The sequence below is a fragment of the Mixta gaviniae genome, from assembly GCF_002953195.1.
Taxonomy (GTDB): Bacteria; Pseudomonadota; Gammaproteobacteria; order Enterobacterales; family Enterobacteriaceae; genus Mixta; species Mixta gaviniae.
The window spans coordinates 319,879-336,937 of sequence record NZ_CP026377.1 but is presented as its reverse complement, the minus strand read 5'-3'; the positions used below and the strand labels follow the sequence as shown (position 1 = coordinate 336,937).

At 60.3% G+C, this 17,059-nt stretch carries 13 protein-coding genes and 1 pseudogene; 7 read left to right on the top strand and 7 right to left on the bottom strand.

Features of this window, described 5'->3' with window-relative positions; all coding sequences use genetic code 11:
• The first annotated feature begins 386 nt into the window (after window positions 1-386).
• Window positions 387-1,202: a TIM barrel protein gene (locus C2E15_RS01440; protein WP_104955830.1), complete on the top strand. Its 816-nt coding sequence runs from the start codon at window positions 387-389 to the stop codon at window positions 1,200-1,202.
• 305 nt (window positions 1,203-1,507) lie between these two features.
• Here C2E15_RS01440 and C2E15_RS01435 read toward each other — a convergent pair whose 3' ends face one another.
• Window positions 1,508-2,725: an MFS transporter gene (locus tag C2E15_RS01435; RefSeq protein ID WP_342747501.1), complete on the bottom strand. Its 1,218-nt coding sequence runs from the start codon at window positions 2,723-2,725 to the stop codon at window positions 1,508-1,510.
• Window positions 2,726-3,059: 334 nt separating this feature from the next.
• Between C2E15_RS01435 and C2E15_RS01430 the strand changes: the two are divergent.
• Window positions 3,060-4,102 (top strand): annotated as a pseudogene (locus C2E15_RS01430) (AI-2E family transporter).
• A gap of 1 nt (window position 4,103) precedes the next feature.
• Here C2E15_RS01430 and C2E15_RS01425 read toward each other — a convergent pair.
• Window positions 4,104-4,790 (bottom strand): FadR/GntR family transcriptional regulator, encoded by a 687-nt coding sequence (locus tag C2E15_RS01425; protein WP_104955828.1) that lies wholly within the window; start codon window positions 4,788-4,790, stop codon window positions 4,104-4,106.
• Window positions 4,791-5,021: 231 nt separating this feature from the next.
• Here C2E15_RS01425 and uxuA point away from each other — a divergent pair, with 231 nt between their 5' ends.
• From uxuA to C2E15_RS01410, 3 genes are all read left to right on the top strand, one after another.
• Window positions 5,022-6,206 (top strand): mannonate dehydratase, encoded by a 1,185-nt coding sequence (gene uxuA, locus C2E15_RS01420; RefSeq protein WP_104955827.1) that lies wholly within the window; start codon window positions 5,022-5,024, stop codon window positions 6,204-6,206.
• 560 nt (window positions 6,207-6,766) lie between these two features.
• On the top strand, window positions 6,767-8,272 hold the full coding sequence (gene proP / locus C2E15_RS01415) for a glycine betaine/L-proline transporter ProP (protein WP_104955826.1): 1,506 nt from the start codon (window positions 6,767-6,769) through the stop codon (window positions 8,270-8,272).
• 242 nt (window positions 8,273-8,514) lie between these two features.
• Window positions 8,515-9,348, top strand: a complete 834-nt coding sequence (locus C2E15_RS01410) for an MBL fold metallo-hydrolase (RefSeq protein ID WP_104955825.1) — start codon at window positions 8,515-8,517, stop codon at window positions 9,346-9,348.
• Window positions 9,349-9,386: 38 nt separating this feature from the next.
• On the opposite strand, the gene C2E15_RS01405 is transcribed toward C2E15_RS01410, so the two are convergent.
• Complete coding sequence (locus C2E15_RS01405) at window positions 9,387-9,860, bottom strand: Hsp20 family protein (RefSeq protein ID WP_104955824.1); 474 nt, start codon at window positions 9,858-9,860, stop codon at window positions 9,387-9,389.
• A gap of 327 nt (window positions 9,861-10,187) precedes the next feature.
• On the opposite strand from C2E15_RS01405, the gene hemB reads away from it, so the two are divergent.
• Window positions 10,188-11,165, top strand: coding sequence for a porphobilinogen synthase (hemB, locus tag C2E15_RS01400; RefSeq protein ID WP_104955823.1), 978 nt, complete (start codon window positions 10,188-10,190; stop codon window positions 11,163-11,165).
• A gap of 268 nt (window positions 11,166-11,433) precedes the next feature.
• Window positions 11,434-12,402: a GGDEF domain-containing protein gene (locus C2E15_RS01395; protein ID WP_104955822.1), complete on the top strand. Its 969-nt coding sequence runs from the start codon at window positions 11,434-11,436 to the stop codon at window positions 12,400-12,402.
• A 112-nt stretch (window positions 12,403-12,514) separates the two neighbouring features.
• Here the strand turns inward: C2E15_RS01395 and pqqF are convergent, their stop codons facing one another.
• From pqqF to pqqC, 4 genes are read right to left on the bottom strand one after another with little or no spacing between them, the layout of a single operon-like run.
• Window positions 12,515-14,893, bottom strand: coding sequence for a pyrroloquinoline quinone biosynthesis protein PqqF (gene pqqF / locus C2E15_RS01390; protein ID WP_104955821.1), 2,379 nt, complete (start codon window positions 14,891-14,893; stop codon window positions 12,515-12,517).
• Window positions 14,893-16,056, bottom strand: a complete 1,164-nt coding sequence (pqqE, locus tag C2E15_RS01385) for a pyrroloquinoline quinone biosynthesis protein PqqE (RefSeq protein WP_104955820.1) — start codon at window positions 16,054-16,056, stop codon at window positions 14,893-14,895. Before pqqE ends, pqqF begins: the two co-directional genes overlap by 1 nt.
• A complete protein-coding gene (pqqD, locus tag C2E15_RS01380) occupies window positions 16,025-16,303 on the bottom strand; it encodes a pyrroloquinoline quinone biosynthesis peptide chaperone PqqD (RefSeq protein ID WP_104955819.1) in 279 nt (92 codons plus the stop codon). The genes pqqE and pqqD overlap by 32 nt, the downstream gene beginning before the upstream one ends.
• Window positions 16,303-17,058 (bottom strand): pyrroloquinoline-quinone synthase PqqC, encoded by a 756-nt coding sequence (gene pqqC / locus C2E15_RS01375; RefSeq protein WP_104955818.1) that lies wholly within the window; start codon window positions 17,056-17,058, stop codon window positions 16,303-16,305. Before pqqC ends, pqqD begins: the two co-directional genes overlap by 1 nt.
• Window position 17,059 lies beyond the last annotated feature (1 nt).

Here is a 17,059-nt window from a genome sequence, read left to right as displayed (position 1 = left end):
GGCGCATCAGGCTTCGCCGCGGCTGCGGGGGAGATAAGCCGTTTTCATGCCTTGACCCTATTATATTGAAATAAATTTTTCAAATAGATCAGTTTGAAAAATTCGTTTTTAGCGGGGCAGATCGCATTTTTCTCGTAACGGGCGGCGTGTATTTCAACGCTGCCAAACGCCTGCCGGTTAGTCTTCCTGCCCATTTGCCCGCTCTTTTCAGTACTCTTCCTCTTCCTCTTCAGACGCAACGGTGACAGCAAAAATGAAATTTTTGCGAAGCAGATCCAAAAACTTAAATTTCATTATTTATTATTTATGAAATAAATGTTCTCTTTATGCCATTCCTCCGGCACGCCGCGCTGCCGGTTCAATCGTTCTTCTTGCAGGAGCAAGTCATGGCTATCGATCCCACCCGTTTTTGTATCAACCGCAAAATCGCGCCCGGTCTCAGCATTGAAGCGTTCTTTAAGCTGGTTCAGCGGCTGGGGCTGAACAAGGTGGAGCTGCGCAACGACATGCCAAGCGGCAAAGTGACTGACGATTTAACGCATGCGCAGGTTAAGGCGCTGGCGAAGCAGTACGGCATGGAAATCGTCACGATCAACGCACTCTATCCCTTTAACCGCGTGGATGACGATCTGCTGGCGCGCGCCGCATCGCTGCTGCAAGAGGCGCAGGCGATTGGCGCGCGCGCGCTGGTACTCTGTCCGCTTAACGACGGCCAGCCGATCTCTGGCGAGAAAACCGTCGCGGCGCTGCGGCAGCTGGCGCCGCTGTTTGAAAAATATGGCGTGCAGGGGCTGGTTGAGCCGCTCGGCTTTCCCCAAAGCTCGCTGCGCTCCGCTGTGCAGGCGCAGGCACTGATCCGCGATGCGCAGGTGCCGTTCAGCGTATTGATCGATACCTTCCATCACCATCTCTATGAGCAGGCGGAGCAGGAGTTCGCCGCGGGCATCGATATCGAACGTATCGGCCTGGTGCATCTCTCCGGTGTCGAAGACGCGCGCCCGACCGCGCAGCTGACCGACGAAGAGCGCATTATGCTGAGCGACGGTGACGTGCTGAACAGCGTGGCGCAGGTTAAGCGGCTGGAGCAGATGGGTTATCGCGGCGTTTACGCTTTCGAGCCTTTCTCTTCCGACCTGGCGAACTGGGATGAGGCAGATATCGAATGTGAAATCCGCCGCAGTATCGAACTGCTGCAGGCGTAATGGCACCACGGCAGGCTGATGGCATAGCAGTGGAAGGCATTGCACGGCGGCAGGCTGATGGCATAGCAGTAAAAGGCATTGCACGGCGGCAGGCTGATGGCATAGCAGTGGAAGGCATTGCACGGCGGCAGGCTGATGGCATAGCAGTGGAAGGCCTTACACGGCGGCAACTGAACGGCTGCACACGGATCGAACCGCTGCGGACATAGCGTCGGCAGTGGCTCTCAGGAGTTATCTGTTATTTGTGTCTTTGCTTTTTTGGCCTCTCACCGAGAGGCCTTTTTTATGCGCGGCGGTATGCCGCCTTATTGCGCCGCATGGCCCTGCTGCATGCGCCACGTCAGCAGCAGCGCCAGACAGACCAGCAGCCCGCTCAACAGATAGATCACCGGCACGCCCGCATAGCTCATGATAAAACCGGCAACCGGCCCGGTAATGCCTAACGAGAGATCCATAAAGGCAGTAAAGGTCGCCAGCGCGCTGCCCTGATTTTGCTGCGGTACCGCTTTCACCGCTACCACGCCCAGCGCCGGGAAAACCAGCGAGAAGCCTGCGCCGGTCAGCAGCGCGCCCAGGTTCGCCAGCCAGGGCGTAAAGGAAAGCCAGACGATAAACAGTCCCAGCGCCTCTACCGCAAAACAGACCAGCGCCACCCGCAGCCCACCGTGACGGTTGATGCTGTTGGGAAACAGCAGGCGCGCGCCGACGAATGCCAGGCTGAACAGCGTCAGCGAAAAGGCGGCGCCCGACCAGCCCTTCGCCTGGTAAAACAGCGTAATAAAGGTGGCGATGACGCCGAAGCCCGCCGAGCCCATCGCCAGTAGCAGGCCGAACAGCCAGATTTTGCCCAGCACGGCGCGGAACGGCAGCGGTTTGCCTTTACTGCCTTTTACCGCCGGACGCGGCAGCGCCAGTACGATCGCCAGCAAAGTGATCACGATGATCACCGCAGCCAGCAGCAGTATGCCACCCAGATGATAGATCAGCGCCCCCAGCGGCGCGCCCAGCGCCATCGCGCCGTAGGTACAGATACCGTTCCACGAAATCACCCGGCCGATATGCACCGAGCCGACCACCCCCACGCCCCACAGCGTTGAGCCGGTGCCGGCGAAGCTCTGTCCGATACCCAGCGCCAGCCGCCCGATACAGAGCAGCGCCAGGCTCGCCAGCGGCCAGCCTGCGCTGATGGCGGCCAGCGCATAACAGACGCCGCTCAGCAGACAGCCGCCAAGACCGAACACCACCACCCTTTTTGGCCCCCACAGATCGGCGTAGCGTCCGGCATGCGGTCGGCTCAGCAGCGTAGAGAGATACTGCAGGCTGATCACCAGCCCCGCCCAAAAGGCGCTGTAGCCCATCACGTCATGCACGTAGCCCGGCAGTACCGCAAGCGGCAGGCCGATGGTGAGATAGCTGGCGAAATTGAAAACAACAACGGAGAGAATACGCTGATTCAGTCGAAAGGCGCTTTGCGGCGTTTCCGCAGCGGGCTGTTCAGGCATAGGTTTTGGCTCGTCACAGATAATTAACAGGCTAAGGAATGACTATACGCCGATTTATTCCACAGCGTTCAAACAAAGCGCGTTCTGTCACGCCTGGCGCCTGCCGTTAGCCGCTGCCGTTAGCCGCTGCCGTTCCGTCCGGGTTTACTGGCCACGGCTCTCTTTCGCCATACCGGCAGAGGTTTTATTTCAGCTGTCGGAATGGGCCGCCGCCGGATGCAGTCCGCCGCCGCCATCCGGACATGGTCATAATTCCGATTGTGCAACGTTACGTGCAGGTTAACGAAAAATATCAGCGCGTTAGCGACCGTTAGCAGCTACACTCTTTGAGCCGGAATTGTTGACAGAGGAAACTATGATTGCACCGCAGCAGGAAAAAATGGGACAGAATATGTTGCTTAAAATGGCAACGCTGGTGGTTATTCTGGCAGGCATCCGCGCCGCTTCGGATATCATCGTTCCCTTTCTTCTGGCGATCTTTCTGGCGATAGTCCTGAACCCGCTGGTGAATATCTTAATGCGTCGCGGGCTGCGGCGCACCTGGGCCATTACGCTGGTGATGGTCGTAGTACTGCTGGTGATTTTGATGCTGGTGGCGATGCTCGCCAGCTCGGTCAACGAATTCTCGCTGGTCTATCCGCAGATACGCACCATCCTTGAACAGAAGCTGACCGTTATCCAGCACTACGCCGGACGGCTGAATATTCCCGTCTCCACGCGCGCGCTGGCGGAGCAGCTCGACCCAAACGCGATTATGAATGTCGCCACCATGGTGCTGACACAGTTCTCCGGGGCGATGAGCAACTTTATCCTGCTGATCATGACAGTGATTTTTATGCTGTTCGAGGTGCGTCACCTGCCTTATAAGCTGCGTAACGCGCTGGTGAACCCGCAGATCCGCATTGCCGGGCTGCATAAGGCGCTGAAAGGCGTCACCCACTACCTGGCGCTGAAAACGCTGATTAGCCTGATCACCGGCGTCGCCGTCTGGCTGACGCTGCTGCTGCTGGACGTAAAGTTCGCGCTGTTCTGGGGGTGGTCGCTTTTGTGTTGAACTTTATTCCCAATATCGGGCCGATTATCGCCGGTGTCCCGCCATTTATTCAGGCGCTGGTATTGAATGATTTTTACGACGCGCTGCTGGTAGCGGCGCTGTTTGGCGCGATACATATGGTGTTCGGCAATATGCTGGAGCCGCGCGTGATGGGGCGTGGCCTGGGTCTCTCTACGCTGGTAGTGTTTCTGTCGTTGATCTTCTGGGGCTGGCTGCTTGGCCCGGTGGGGATGCTGTTGTCAGTGCCGCTGACCAGCGTTTGTAAAATTCTGATGGAGACCACGCCCGGCGGCAGCAAGCTGGCTATCCTGCTGGGCAACGGCCGTCCGCCGGTGAAGCGCTGAGTCACGTCTCCGGGAACAGGTGGTCATACACGCGCTGCAGATGCAGCGCCATGCTGTCCCGTGCCAGCGGCGGGTTTTGCTCCGCGATGGCGCGGGCGATGCGCTGATGGTCGTGATTCAGCTCGCGCGGGAAATCGCGATCGGCAAAATGGTTTTCCAGCCGTACAAAGCGTGGGCTTTTACGCATATTCCACAGATGCTCCATCATCTCGCGCAGTACTTCATTGCCGCTCATCTCACTAATCAGCAGATGAAAACGCTTATCCTGCTGTAAAAAAGCGTCATCGTTAACGCTGTGGCGTGCCAGTCGTTCAGCCACCTCCAGCAGTTCTCGCCGCTGCGCCTCGCTACCGTGGCGCGCCGCCAGCTCCGCCGTCATCGCTTCAAAACTCTGACGCGCCTTAATGAAATCGCGCAGGCTGAACGTTTCCGCCTCCTCTTCCGGCTGCAGCGGCAGTGGATCGGCCACCAGCACGCCGTTGCCGCTGCGGATCACTACCCAGCCGGTGACTTCCAGCGCAATCAGCGCCTCTCTTACCGAAGAGCGGCTGACATTCAGCTGCCGCGCCAGCTCCCGCTCCGGCGGCAGCGGCGTGCCGGGCGCGAATTCGCCGCGCACAATCGCCGCGCTAAGTAAGGTAGAAATTTGACGATAAAGCCGTTCGTTTTTTACTGTTCCCAGGGTCATTACGCTCACCGATTTTCCGTTACGCCTGCGCTATTCGGCGCCGGGCTATATTGCCGTAAGCGCCCCGCTTTATCGGCTTTCGCGCGCCATATTGAGATAGTCGTCACCTTTTTTGCGCGAAAACTGCCCTATTCTGGCCCAGCGGCCTGACCAATGGCCGGCTCATTAACCGGACCGGCGGCAGAGAGGACACGCCTGCCGGCCTGCACCTCCCCCTTTACAGGAGCCTTTATGGAACACACCTGGCGCTGGTATGGCCCTAACGATCCCGTCTCACTGGATGACGCCAGACAGGCGGGCGCGACCGGTATTGTGACCGCTTTGCATCATATTCCCAACGGCGAGATCTGGACGAAAGCGGAGATCCAGAAACGTCAGGCGCAGCTGGCGGAGAAAGGATTGTACTGGTCGGTGGTGGAAAGCGTGCCGGTTCACGAAGCGATCAAAACCCAGCGCGGCGACTGGCAGCGCTATATCGCCAACTATCAGCAATCGCTGCGCAATCTCGCCGCCTGCGGCATCGATACCGTCTGCTACAACTTTATGCCGGTGCTGGACTGGACCCGCACCGATCTCGGCTGGCAGTTGCCGAACGGCGCGCGCGCGCTGCGCTTTGATGCCGTGGCGTTCGCCGCCTTCGAGCTGCATATCCTGCAGCGTCCCGGCGCGCGCGACGCCTACAGCGAAGAAGAGCAGCGTCAGGCGGCGGACTATTATGCCGCGATGATGCCGGAAGCGATCGCCACCCTGACGCGCAATATCATCGCCGGCCTGCCGGGCGCGGAAGAGGGTTACACGCTGGAGCAGTTCCAGGCGCAGCTGTCGCAGTATGACGGCATCGATAAGGCGCAGCTGCGCGCGCATATGGCTGCTTTTTTACGCGCCATCGTGCCGGTAGCGGAAGAGGCTGGCATTATGCTGGCGGTGCATCCTGACGATCCGCCGCGCCCGATCCTCGGCCTGCCACGCATTATCTCCACACAGGAAGATATGCAGTGGCTGACGGAAACGGTGGATAGCCTCCATAACGGCTTCACTTTCTGCACCGGCTCCTACGGCGTGCGTGCCGACAACGATTTGGTGCAGATGGCGAAAACCTATGCCGGGCGCATTCACTTTGTTCATTTGCGCGCGACCCGACGTGAAGAGAATCCCGCCAGCTTCCATGAGGCGGAGCATCTGGCGGGCGATGTCGATATGGTCGGGGTCATCAAGGCGATTCTCGACGAAGAGCAGCGCCGCCGCCGCGCCGGTCAGCAGCGCGCCATTCCGATGCGGCCGGACCACGGCCATCAGATGCTGGATGATCTGCATAAGCAGACTAACCCGGGCTACTCCGGCATCGGCCGTCTGAAAGGGCTGGCGGAGCTGCGCGGCGTTGAAATGGCGCTAAAGCAGTGCTTCTTCGCCGATTGACGGCATTCGGCTAAAACAGGGTTTCTTTGCCGACTGACGGCATCCGGCTAAAACAGGATTTCTTCACCAGCAACCTATCTCAGGCTAAAGCGTTTCATTGGAAAGCGGGCGGCGCTCGGCTGGCCTCCCCGCTCACTGGCCATAATTTGCGCAATCTTTCCCTTAACGGGGCCCCTCATTAATAATTGTTAACAAACCCGTCACATTTCTCGCGATTCAGCGCCCTGGGAAGCGGAAAACCGCAGCCTTTACTGCTACGGTTTAACAATGGCTTACAGGGCAATTTTCAGCAGACTATGCTGTTAACGCCCGCTGTCACTGCTTTTTTCCGGTCTTCAACGGAAGGAAATTTTGCGGATATGACATTTTCCCCGTTCTGACGATATACTGTGGAATCAGAAGGTAATCGTTGCGTTATGTTATTATTGCAAAAGGTTACAAACTGAACGATTGATAGCCGAAAATAAAAATTTCCTCAACGCCGCGATCTGACTCGATTCAGCTTTCGGTTCGCGCCGTTGAGGATATTAAGATAAATCAGCAAACACAGGGCGAATGATATGAAACTACGTAGGAAGCGTGTCAAACCTATTGCGCTTGATGACGTAACCATCATTGATGATGCGCGTTTACGCAAGGCAATTACCGCTGCGTCGTTAGGCAATGCGATGGAGTGGTTCGATTTCGGCGTGTATGGCTTTGTTGCCTACGCCTTAGGTAAGGTCTTTTTCCCCGGCGCCGATCCCGGCGTACAGATGATCGCCGCGCTGGCGACCTTCTCCGTTCCCTTTTTAATCCGTCCGCTGGGCGGCCTGTTCTTCGGCATGCTGGGCGATAAGTATGGCCGACAGAAGATCCTCTCTATTACCATTGTGATTATGTCGATCAGTACCTTCTGTATCGGCCTGATACCCTCTTACGCCTCTATCGGCATCTGGGCGCCAGTGCTATTGCTGCTGGCGAAAATGGCGCAGGGCTTTTCGGTCGGCGGCGAATATACCGGCGCCTCGATCTTCGTGGCGGAATACTCCCCCGACCGTAAGCGCGGCTTTATGGGCAGCTGGCTCGATTTCGGCTCTATCGCCGGCTTCGTGCTGGGCGCGGGCGTGGTGGTACTGATCTCCACCGTGGTCGGCGAAGAGAACTTCCTCTCCTGGGGCTGGCGTCTGCCGTTCTTCCTGGCGCTGCCGCTGGGCATCGTCGGTCTCTATCTGCGTCACGCGCTGGAAGAGACCCCGGCGTTTCAGCAGCACGTAGAAAAACTGGAGCAGGGCGACCGTGAAGGGCTGCGCGAAGGGCCGAAAGTCTCTTTCCGCGAAATCGCCACTAAGCACTGGAAAAGCCTGCTGGCGTGCGTGGGTCTGGTGATCGCCACCAATGTCACCTACTACATGCTGCTCACCTATATGCCGAGCTACCTGTCGCATAACCTGCACTACCCTGAAGATCACGGCGTGCTGATTATTATCGCTATCATGATCGGTATGCTGTTTGTGCAGCCGGTAATGGGCCTGCTGAGCGACCGCTTCGGCCGCCGTCCGTTTGTGATTATCGGCAGTATCGCGCTGCTGGTGCTGGCGATCCCCGCCTTTATGCTGATTAACAGTAATGTGCTGGGGCTGATTTTCGCCGGCCTGCTGATGCTGGCGGTGATCCTGAACTCCTTTACCGGCGTGATGGCCTCCTCCCTGCCGGCGATGTTCCCGACCCATATCCGCTACAGCGCGCTGGCCAGCGCCTTCAACATTTCAGTGCTGATTGCCGGCCTGACGCCGACCGTCGCCGCCTGGCTGGTAGAGGCCTCTAACGACCTCTATATGCCGGCTTACTATCTGATGGTGATTGCGGTTATCGGCCTGATTACCGGCATCACGATGAAAGAAACCGCCAACAAGCCGCTGAAAGGCGCGACGCCGGCGGCGTCCGATATCGAAGAAGCGCGTGAGATCCTGCAGGAGCATCACGACAACATCGAACAGAAGATTGAAGACATCACGGAAGAGATCGCCAAACTGGAAGCGAAGCGCAAGAATTTGATTGAGCAGCATCCGCGCATTAATGAGTAACCCACAAGCCCCTCTGCGAGGGGCTTTTTTTTGCCCTGCCCTTAGCTCTGCCGCCCTTTTTTAACCCCTTCTCACTTGCGCGTATCAAACGATGGCCGGCCGCAGACGGGCCACGGCAGAAACGATTCAGGCGCAGCGGCGAGAAAGCGCGCCCCCCGCCGCCCGCTGTTGGCGAACGTTGCCGTCTGGCTTGCTGGCGCATTAGCGCCCACACTTACCTTTTAACGTTGAGGAGGAAGGCTATGCGGGTACACCACCTGAGCTGTGGTTCTATGTGTCCTTTTGGCGGCGCGCTATTTGACGGTTTCAGCAAAGGGCTGCATGCCCATCTGGTTTGTCACTGCCTGCTGATCGAAACCGATCGCGACGGGCTGGTGTTGGTGGATACCGGCTTCGGCGAACAGGATCTGCGCCGCCACGACTCGCGCATCGCCACCTTCTTTCGCCTGTTCAACAACATCCAGCGCCGCCCGGAACTTAGCGCGCTGGCTCAGGTGCAGCGTCTCGGTTTTCAGGCGCAGGATGTACGGCATATCGTCTTAACCCATCTCGATTTCGATCACGCCGGCGGGCTGACCGATTTTCCTCATGCGCAGGTGCATGTGATGCAGCAGGAGCTGGAAACCATTCGCCACCGCGACAGCTGGCTGCAGCAGCGGCGCTATCGCCCTGCGCAGTGGCCGGCGCAGGCGCACTGGCAGGCCTACCAGACGCAGGGCGATAGCTGGCAGGGCTTTTCCGCCGTCAGCGCGCTCAACGGGCTGCCGCCGGAGATCCTGCTGGTGCCGCTGCCGGGCCATACGCCGGGCCACGCGGGCGTGGCGATCCAGCAGCGCGACGGCTGGCTGCTGCACGGCGGCGACGCCTGGTTTTATCGCGGCGAGATGTATCAGGAGGAGCGCCACTGCACGCCAGGGCTGCGCTTCTACCAGTGGATGATGGCGGCCGATAACGCCGCGCGGCGTGAGAATCAGCAGCGGCTGCGCGCGCTGTCGTTGAATCAGCAGGAAAACATCACCCTGTTCTGCAGCCACGACGCCAAAGAGCTGGAGCGGATGCAGACGCTAAGGCGATAAAAAAACCCCGGCGAAGCCGGGGTCGGTGAATGCAACGCTTAAGCATTATGTTCAATTACGCGCTGCTGGCTTTCGATAGCGATTTTGCGTGGTTTCTCACTTTCCGGGATCTCCTGATACAGGGCGATCTCCAGCAGGCCGTTTTCCAGACGCGCGCGCTCGACCTTCACATGCTGCGGCAGCGAGTAGCTGACGCTGAAATTATGGCGACTGATGCCGCGATGCAGCCAGCCGCTTTTCTCATCCTGTTGGCTCTGCTCTTCCGCGCGTTTGCCGCTGACGGTCAGCTGTCCGCCCGTGGCGCTGATCTCCAGCTCGCTCTCTTTCCAGCCCGGTACGCTAAGCGTAATGGCGTAGTGGCTTTCATCCAGGCGTTTAATATCGCAGGCGGGCGTGGTGCTTAACGGCGCATCGCCGGTCAGCTGGCTGAACAGCCGATCGATACGGTTAAAGCGATCGGAAAACAGGCTATCGGTGACATCAGGGAAAAGAGAAAGCGTTTTAAATGCCATGAGTAACCTCCTGAAATCTCCACAACGTTGAGCAGTCAAAAGTTTAAACATGCGGGGGAAGCAGCCTTCCCGTTACCTTATTTAGGTGCGTCCGATGCCTTTTCAAGAGCGCTTAAAAATAATGATTTTTTATATGACAAATAGCGCTTCATAGCCTGGTGGAATATAGAGCGGCAATCCTGTTGCCTGCATGTTAAATAAAACGCCAAAGGCGGCCTGCCGCGGCCTGCGGGCCGAAAGCGGGCAAAGGTCAGCACGGGAAGTTTCACTGCCCCGAATAAAAGCGCGTACACTATGATGACTTTTTCACCTGTACAGCTAATCACTATGTCTGAATTTTCTTTAATTAATCGCCCAAGACGATTACGTAAAAGCGCCGCGCTGCGCGAGATGTTCCAGGAAACCTCATTAAGCCGCAACGATCTGGCGCTGCCGATCTTTGTTGAAGAGGGGGTGGATGATTATAAAGCGATCGAAGCGATGCCGGGCGTCATGCGCATTCCGGAAAAACGTCTCGCCTGGGAGATCGAACGCATCGCCAAAGCGGGCATCCGTTCCGTAATGACCTTCGGCATTTCTCACCACACCGACGCTACCGGCAGCGACGCCTGGCAGGAAAACGGCCTGGTGGCGCGTATGTCGCGCATCTGTAAAGACGCGGTGCCGGAAATGATCGTCATGTCCGATACCTGTTTCTGCGAATATACCTCGCACGGCCACTGCGGCGTCCTGTGCGATCACGGCGTGGATAACGACGCGACGCTGATCAATCTCGGCAAGCAGGCGGTGGTCGCGGCGCAGGCGGGCGCGGACTTTATCGCGCCTTCCGCAGCGATGGACGGGCAGGTCGCCGCCATCCGCCGCGCGCTGGATGAAGCGGGCTTTACCGATACCGCCATCATGTCCTACTCCACCAAATTCGCCTCCTCCTTCTACGGTCCGTTCCGCGAAGCCGCGGGCACCGCGCTGAAAGGCGATCGCAAAACCTATCAGATGAACCCGATGAACCGCCGCGAAGCGATCCGCGAATCGCTGATCGACGCCGCCGAAGGCGCGGATTCGCTGATGGTGAAACCGGCCGGCGCCTATCTGGACGTGCTACGCGATATCCGCGAGCGCACCGAGCTGCCGCTGGCGGCCTATCAGGTCAGCGGTGAATACGCGATGATCAAGTTTGCCGCTCAGGCAGGCGCGATCAATGAAGATGCGGTAATTCTGGAAAGCCTGGGTGCCATTAAACGCGCCGGCGCCGACATTATCTTCAGCTACTTCGCGCTCGATCTGGCAGAACGCAACCTGCTGTAAGGCGCGACCACGCCTTTCGCGTCCGGCCCGCTTATCTCCCCGGCCCGTGTCTTCCCGACGCGGGCTTTTTTATCCGCCCCTCCTGCGCGCTATGATTGCACAACGCTTCGCCCGTCAAATTTTACACCGCCTGCCTCAGCCGCTAAGGTAGCCACTGCGGGTTATCGCCTGGCTGTCGACATCTGTTGCAGTTTGTTCTTAAGTTGCGCCTTTTCTGACCGATACTGTTACGGCAAGACGATAACTATAAAGTTTGAAGGTTTTTTTTATGAAAGCACCAGTCATCCCTGCTAACGAACCTCAGCGTCTCGATCAACTGCATGCGCTGAGTCTGTTAAATACGCCCGCCGAGGAGCGATTCGATCGCCTGACGCGGCTGGCGAAAAGGCTGTTCAATGTCTCGGCGTCGGTAGTGAGCCTGCTGGACGCTGAGCATCAGTGGTTTAAATCGGGCGAAGGCGTCAATGCCACGCAAACGCCGCGCGACATCTCTTTCTGCGGTCACGCTATTCTGCAGGATGACGTGATGATCGTGGAAGATGCGCGCCAGGACGCCCGCTTTTATGACAACCCGCTGGTGACCGGCGAGCCGCAGATCCGCTTTTATGCCGGCTGCCCGCTGCGCGCGCCCAGCGGCGCAAAAGTCGGTACGCTGTGCATTCTTGATGCCCGGACGCGCGACTTTACCGCCGACGATATCAACGCGCTGCGCGATCTGGCCTCCATGGCGGAATCGGAGCTGGTAAGCTTCCAGGCGGCCACCTCCGACGAGCTGACGCAGATCTCCAACCGTCGCGGCTTTATGACGCTCGGCCAGATGCTGCTGAAGGAGTGCGCCCTGCGCCACTGTTTCGCCAGCCTGGCGTTCTTCGATCTCGACCAGTTTAAAGAGATTAACGACAGCTTCGGTCACCGCGAAGGCGATCGCGCATTGATGGATTTCGCCGATGCGCTGAAGCTCAGCTTCAGGCACTCCGCCCTGTTCGCCCGCCTCGGCGGCGACGAATTTGTGGTGCTGTTTATCGATATGCAGCAGCAGCAGGCGGCAGAGCGGCTGGAGGCATTTCGCAGCGAGCTGGAGCAGTATATGCAGCCGCTGCATCGCCATTACCGGCTCGATTTTTCTGTCGGCACGGTGGAGTTCGACCCGGCGCAGCCGCAACCGCTGGCGTCGCTGCTCAGCCACAGCGACGACATCATGTATCAGCATAAAAAGGCGCGTCGCCGGCCGCACTAAGCGCGGTGCGGCGAGCGGGCATCAGCGCGTCGCTCTCAGCCCCGCCTGGCGGCGGCGTAAAAGCCAGCCTGATGCAGATGCCTGACGGATATGTCGGCGCGGCGAGCGGGTTTTAGCCCGCGGCCTCAAGGGTGCAGCGCTGCCAGTGTGTCACGTCGCACAGCACGCGATGCCAGCGCAGCAGCGCGGCGGCGTCCAGCCGCTGCAGCGTCGCCTGCGCCGCCGGCGATAACAGGCTGGAGAACGTTAGCGTCTGGCGCGCGCGCGTCAGCGCGTCACCGTCTGGCTGCAGCTGCTGCCACAGCCGCGCCCGTTTCTCCGCCAGCTCCTCCGGCGTCAGCCGGGCAATATCCTCCGCCACCTCACAGAGAAAGCGCTGAACATGCTGGTACAGCGCGTCGCCGCTAAGCTGCGGCGACTGCAGCGCCAGCAATATACCTTCCCGGTCGGCGGTGTGATGAAAGCTGCAGCTCGCCACATAGCCTACCTGCCGTTCCACGCGCAGCCGCTGGAAAAAGAGCGGCTGGCAGATCAACGCCAGCAGCCGCCACGCCAGCTGCGCTTCGGTATCGGGCTGCGTCAGCGGGCAGAACAGCAGCAGTGCGGTATCGCCCTGCGGCTGGCTCAGTGGATGATGCGCGCCGGCGACAGGCTGATGCAGCAGCCAGCGCGTCGCGGGGACTACCCGCCCCGGCATCTCGCTCAGCAGCCGCGCCAGATCCTCGCACAGCGCGGCGTCGCCGCCCGTCAGCCCCGCCTGCCATTCACAGTGAGGTAACGCCTTTACCACCGCGTCCGCCATGAGCCAGCGCGGCAGTTGATTAAGCAGCCGACGCACCGGGATCTCGCCGCGTGCCTGCTGCAGCTCCCGCTGCCAGGCGTGTTCGCCCTGCGCAGCGGCGGGAAATGCGCGCAGCCGTGCGGCGATCGCCGTCAATGCCGCGCGCATCAACGGCGCTTCGCCACTCAACTGCAGCTGCCAGATCCCCTGTACCCGCTCGACGCGCAGCGTCGCGCCCTGGTGCGCCAGGCGCGCCGCCAGCGCGCGCAGAGAAGCCTGCAGGGCATATCCCAGCGCATCGTGAATCGGTTTTTCCAGGCGCGGGCGCAGGGTTAATACCGCCGGCGCGGCGGCGGGAAGATAACAGAGCGGCGCTGACGCCGCAGGCAGCCTCTCCGGCGCGCAGAGCGGTGCAAAGGGCCAGAAACTAAAGCGCAACGGCGGCGCGTTGTACGGCGCGGGCGTAAAGGGAGCGGCGATAAAATCGAACCCCGCCGAGGTCTGCTTATCGCCTTCAGCCTTCTCATCCAGCCACAGGCGGCTCATTTCAGCAGCCTGCAGCCGCGCCAGAAAGTCGCGCCACGGGGCGGTCTCCGTTTGCGGCGACGGCGTAAAGCCGAACGCCTCGTCGCGCAGCCGGTCGAGCGCGCTTTTACCGGCGAAACGCTGGCATGCCAGCGCGGCGTAGTGCGTCAGCTGCGGGTCCGTCAGTTCTGCGATACGGGCCAGCCACTGCCGCAGCGCCGCCTCCAGCTGCGCCGCCCGTTCAGGCGAGGCATCGGCGGTCTCAACGCAGACGGCGAGCAGGGCCGCGCCGCCGCCGCGCCAGCCCATCTGCAGGCTGATGCCGTCACAGCTCGCCTGCGCGCGCAGCTGCGCCAGCAGGCCGCCCTCTGCCTCATCGCTCAGCAGTTGCTGCAGCAGCGCGCAGGCGTTCGCGTCTGGCTCGCGCCAGTCGTTAAGACCGAAGGTTAATCGCAGCTGCGTCGCGCCAGCGATACGCACCGTTGCGTCGCCCAGCGCGCGCAGGCGGGCCGACTCCAGCGACAGCCGCGCTCGCGCCGCCGGCAGCTGCGCGCCGTAGCGCCGGGCCAGCTGCGCCAGCGCGTCCAGCGGCTGCGGTCCCAGCAGCCAGAGCGTCATCGCCGCGGCATGATAGTGCTGTTGATGGAAGGTACATAGCGCCTGGCGCAGCGCCGGGAGGTCAGTACCAAAGCATGCGCCATCGCCGACGTGAAAACGGTGCATGGCCGGTGGGCCGCTGAACAGGCTGCGTTGCGCGACATCGCCGAGGGTCTGCGCATCCGCGCGCAGCAGGCGATATTCGGCGTCGATCACCGCCGTCTCCTGCCTTAGCGCCTCAGGCGCCAACAGCGGATGTGTCAGCATATCGCTCAGCCGCGCCAGCCCCGGCTCCAGACCGGCGGGCGCCAGGCTGAAGAAAAAAGCGGTGCGATCGGCGTGCGTGGTGGCGTTAAGGCGGCCGCCCTGCGCCGGAACCCAGCTCATCAGCCGCTGCGCGCCGTCAAACGCGCGGCTGCCGGTAAACAGCATATGCTCCAGCAGGTGCGCCAGCCCGGGCCAGCGTGCGGGCTCGTCGTCGCTGCCGCTGGCGACCTGGATCAGCGCGGCGGCCTCTGTCGCCTGCGGATCGTGCCGCAACAGCACCGTCAGGCCATTATCCAGCCGTAACGAGGCCGCCTGCGTCATTATGCGTTCGCCTTGAAGATCAGCTGAGAGTTAACGCGGTTACGGAACTGCAGCTGCCCGATCTGCATCTGCGTGCAGTTCGCCTGTTCGCGCGCCGCGAGAATTTTATCGTGGTGCGGTGATTTAGCGCAGACCGGATCGGCATTGTCAGCGTTGCCGGTCAGCATAAAGGCCTGACAGCGGCAGCCGCCGAAATCTTTCTCTTTCTCATCGCAAGAGCGGCACGGCTCCGGCATCCAGTCAAAGCCGCGATAGCGGTTGAAGCCGAAAGAGTCGTACCAGATATGCTCCAGACTCTGCTCCAGCACCGACGGGAACTGCACCGGTAGCTGGCGCGCGCTGTGGCATGGCAACGCGGTGCCTTCCGGCGTCACGCTGAGGAAAATTGCCCCCCAGCCGCCCATGCAGCCTTTCGGGCGCTCTTCATAGTAATCAGGCGTGACGAACAGCAGGTTGGTCAGGCTACCGTCCGCCTTCATGCGCTCGCGATACTGCTTCACCACTGCTTCCGCGCGCGCGATTTGATCGCGCGTTGGCAGCAGCCCTTCGCGGTTCAGCTGCGCCCAGCCGTAGAACTGGCAGGTCGCCAGCTCGACGTCGTCCGCCTCCAGCTCAATGCAGAGTTCGATAATGCGGTCGATCTGATCGATGTTGTGGCGATGCAGCACGAAATTCAGCACCATCGGATAGCCGTGCGCCTTTACCGCCCGCGCCATCTCCAGCTTCTGCCGGAACGCTTTTTCCGAACCGGCCAGCGCGGCGTTCAGCGTCTCGTCACTCGCCTGGAAGCTGATCTGAATATGATCCAGCCCGGCGTCAGCGAAGGTCTGCAGCTTTTTCTCGGTCAGCCCGATACCGGAGGTGATCAGGTTGGTATAAAAACCGAGGCCGCGCGCGGCGGCGATCAGCTCAGGCAGATCTTTGCGCACCAGCGGCTCGCCGCCGGAAAAGCCGATCTGCACGCTGCCCATGGCGCGCGCCTGACGAAAGACCTCAATCCACTGCTCCGTGGTCAGCTCTTTCTCCTGCTGCGCGAAATCGAGCGGGTTGGAGCAGTAAGGGCACTGCAGCGGACAGCGATAGGTTAACTCCGCCAGCAGCCAGAGCGGCGGATTAACGCCGGGTTTCCGTTCAGTCACGGAAGATGATCCACTTCTGTTCATAGGCTTTGCCAAAAAAATCGGTAACGTCGGCGCCCAGATCGGGCACGCCGGGGAAACGGGCGTTCAGCTCGGCGACGATCTCACCCAGCGTACGCTTGCCGTCCACCAGCAGCAGAATTTCGGCGGCGCTGCCGTTCAGCCGCGCCATGCCCTCAGGATAGAGGATGACGTGGCAGTTTTGCGCCTCTTCCCACTGCAGGCGAAAGCCGCGGCGGAACAGCGGCGTCTGTGAAGCGTTAATGTCCATTACACCAGTCTCGTTTTATGCCAGGCGAGGTCCGCCGTTACCGTATGGTAAGGCGGGCGTTTCAGTTCATACGCCATGGTCATGGCGTCCAGCATGCTCCACAGGATATCCAGCTTGAACTGCAGGATTTCCAGCATACGCTGCTGTTTCTCAACCGTGTCGCAATACGTCAGCGCCAGCTGCAGGCCATGTTCCACGTCGCGGTTCGCCTGGCCCAGGCGGCTGCGGAAATAGTCGTAGCCTTCCGCTTCGATCCAGGGGTAATGCTGCGGCCAGCTGTCGAGGCGTGCCTGATGGATCTGCGGCGCGAACAGTTCGGTCAGCGAGCTGCAGGCCGCTTCCTGCCAGTTGGCGCGGCGGGCGAAGTTGACATAGGCATCAACGGCGAAACGCACGCCGGGCAGCACCAGCGCTTCCGATTCTACCACTTCACGTTTCAGGCCGACCGCCTCGCCCAGCCGCAGCCAGGCTTCGATGCCGCCTTCGCTGCCGCCGTAGCCGTCATGATCGAGCATGCGCTGGATCCATTTGCGGCGCACCTCCGGATGCGGGCAGTTGGCCATGATCGCCGCATCCTTCAGCGGAATATTGGTCTGGTAGTAAAAGCGGTTTGCCACCCAGCCCTGGATCTGCTCGCGCGTCGCCTTGCCGTTGTGCATGGCGATATGGTACGGGTGATGAATATGGTAGTAAGCGCCTTTTGCGCGCAGCGCCTGTTCAAAGGCCTGCGGCGAGAGCGGCTGTGCCTGCGTCATG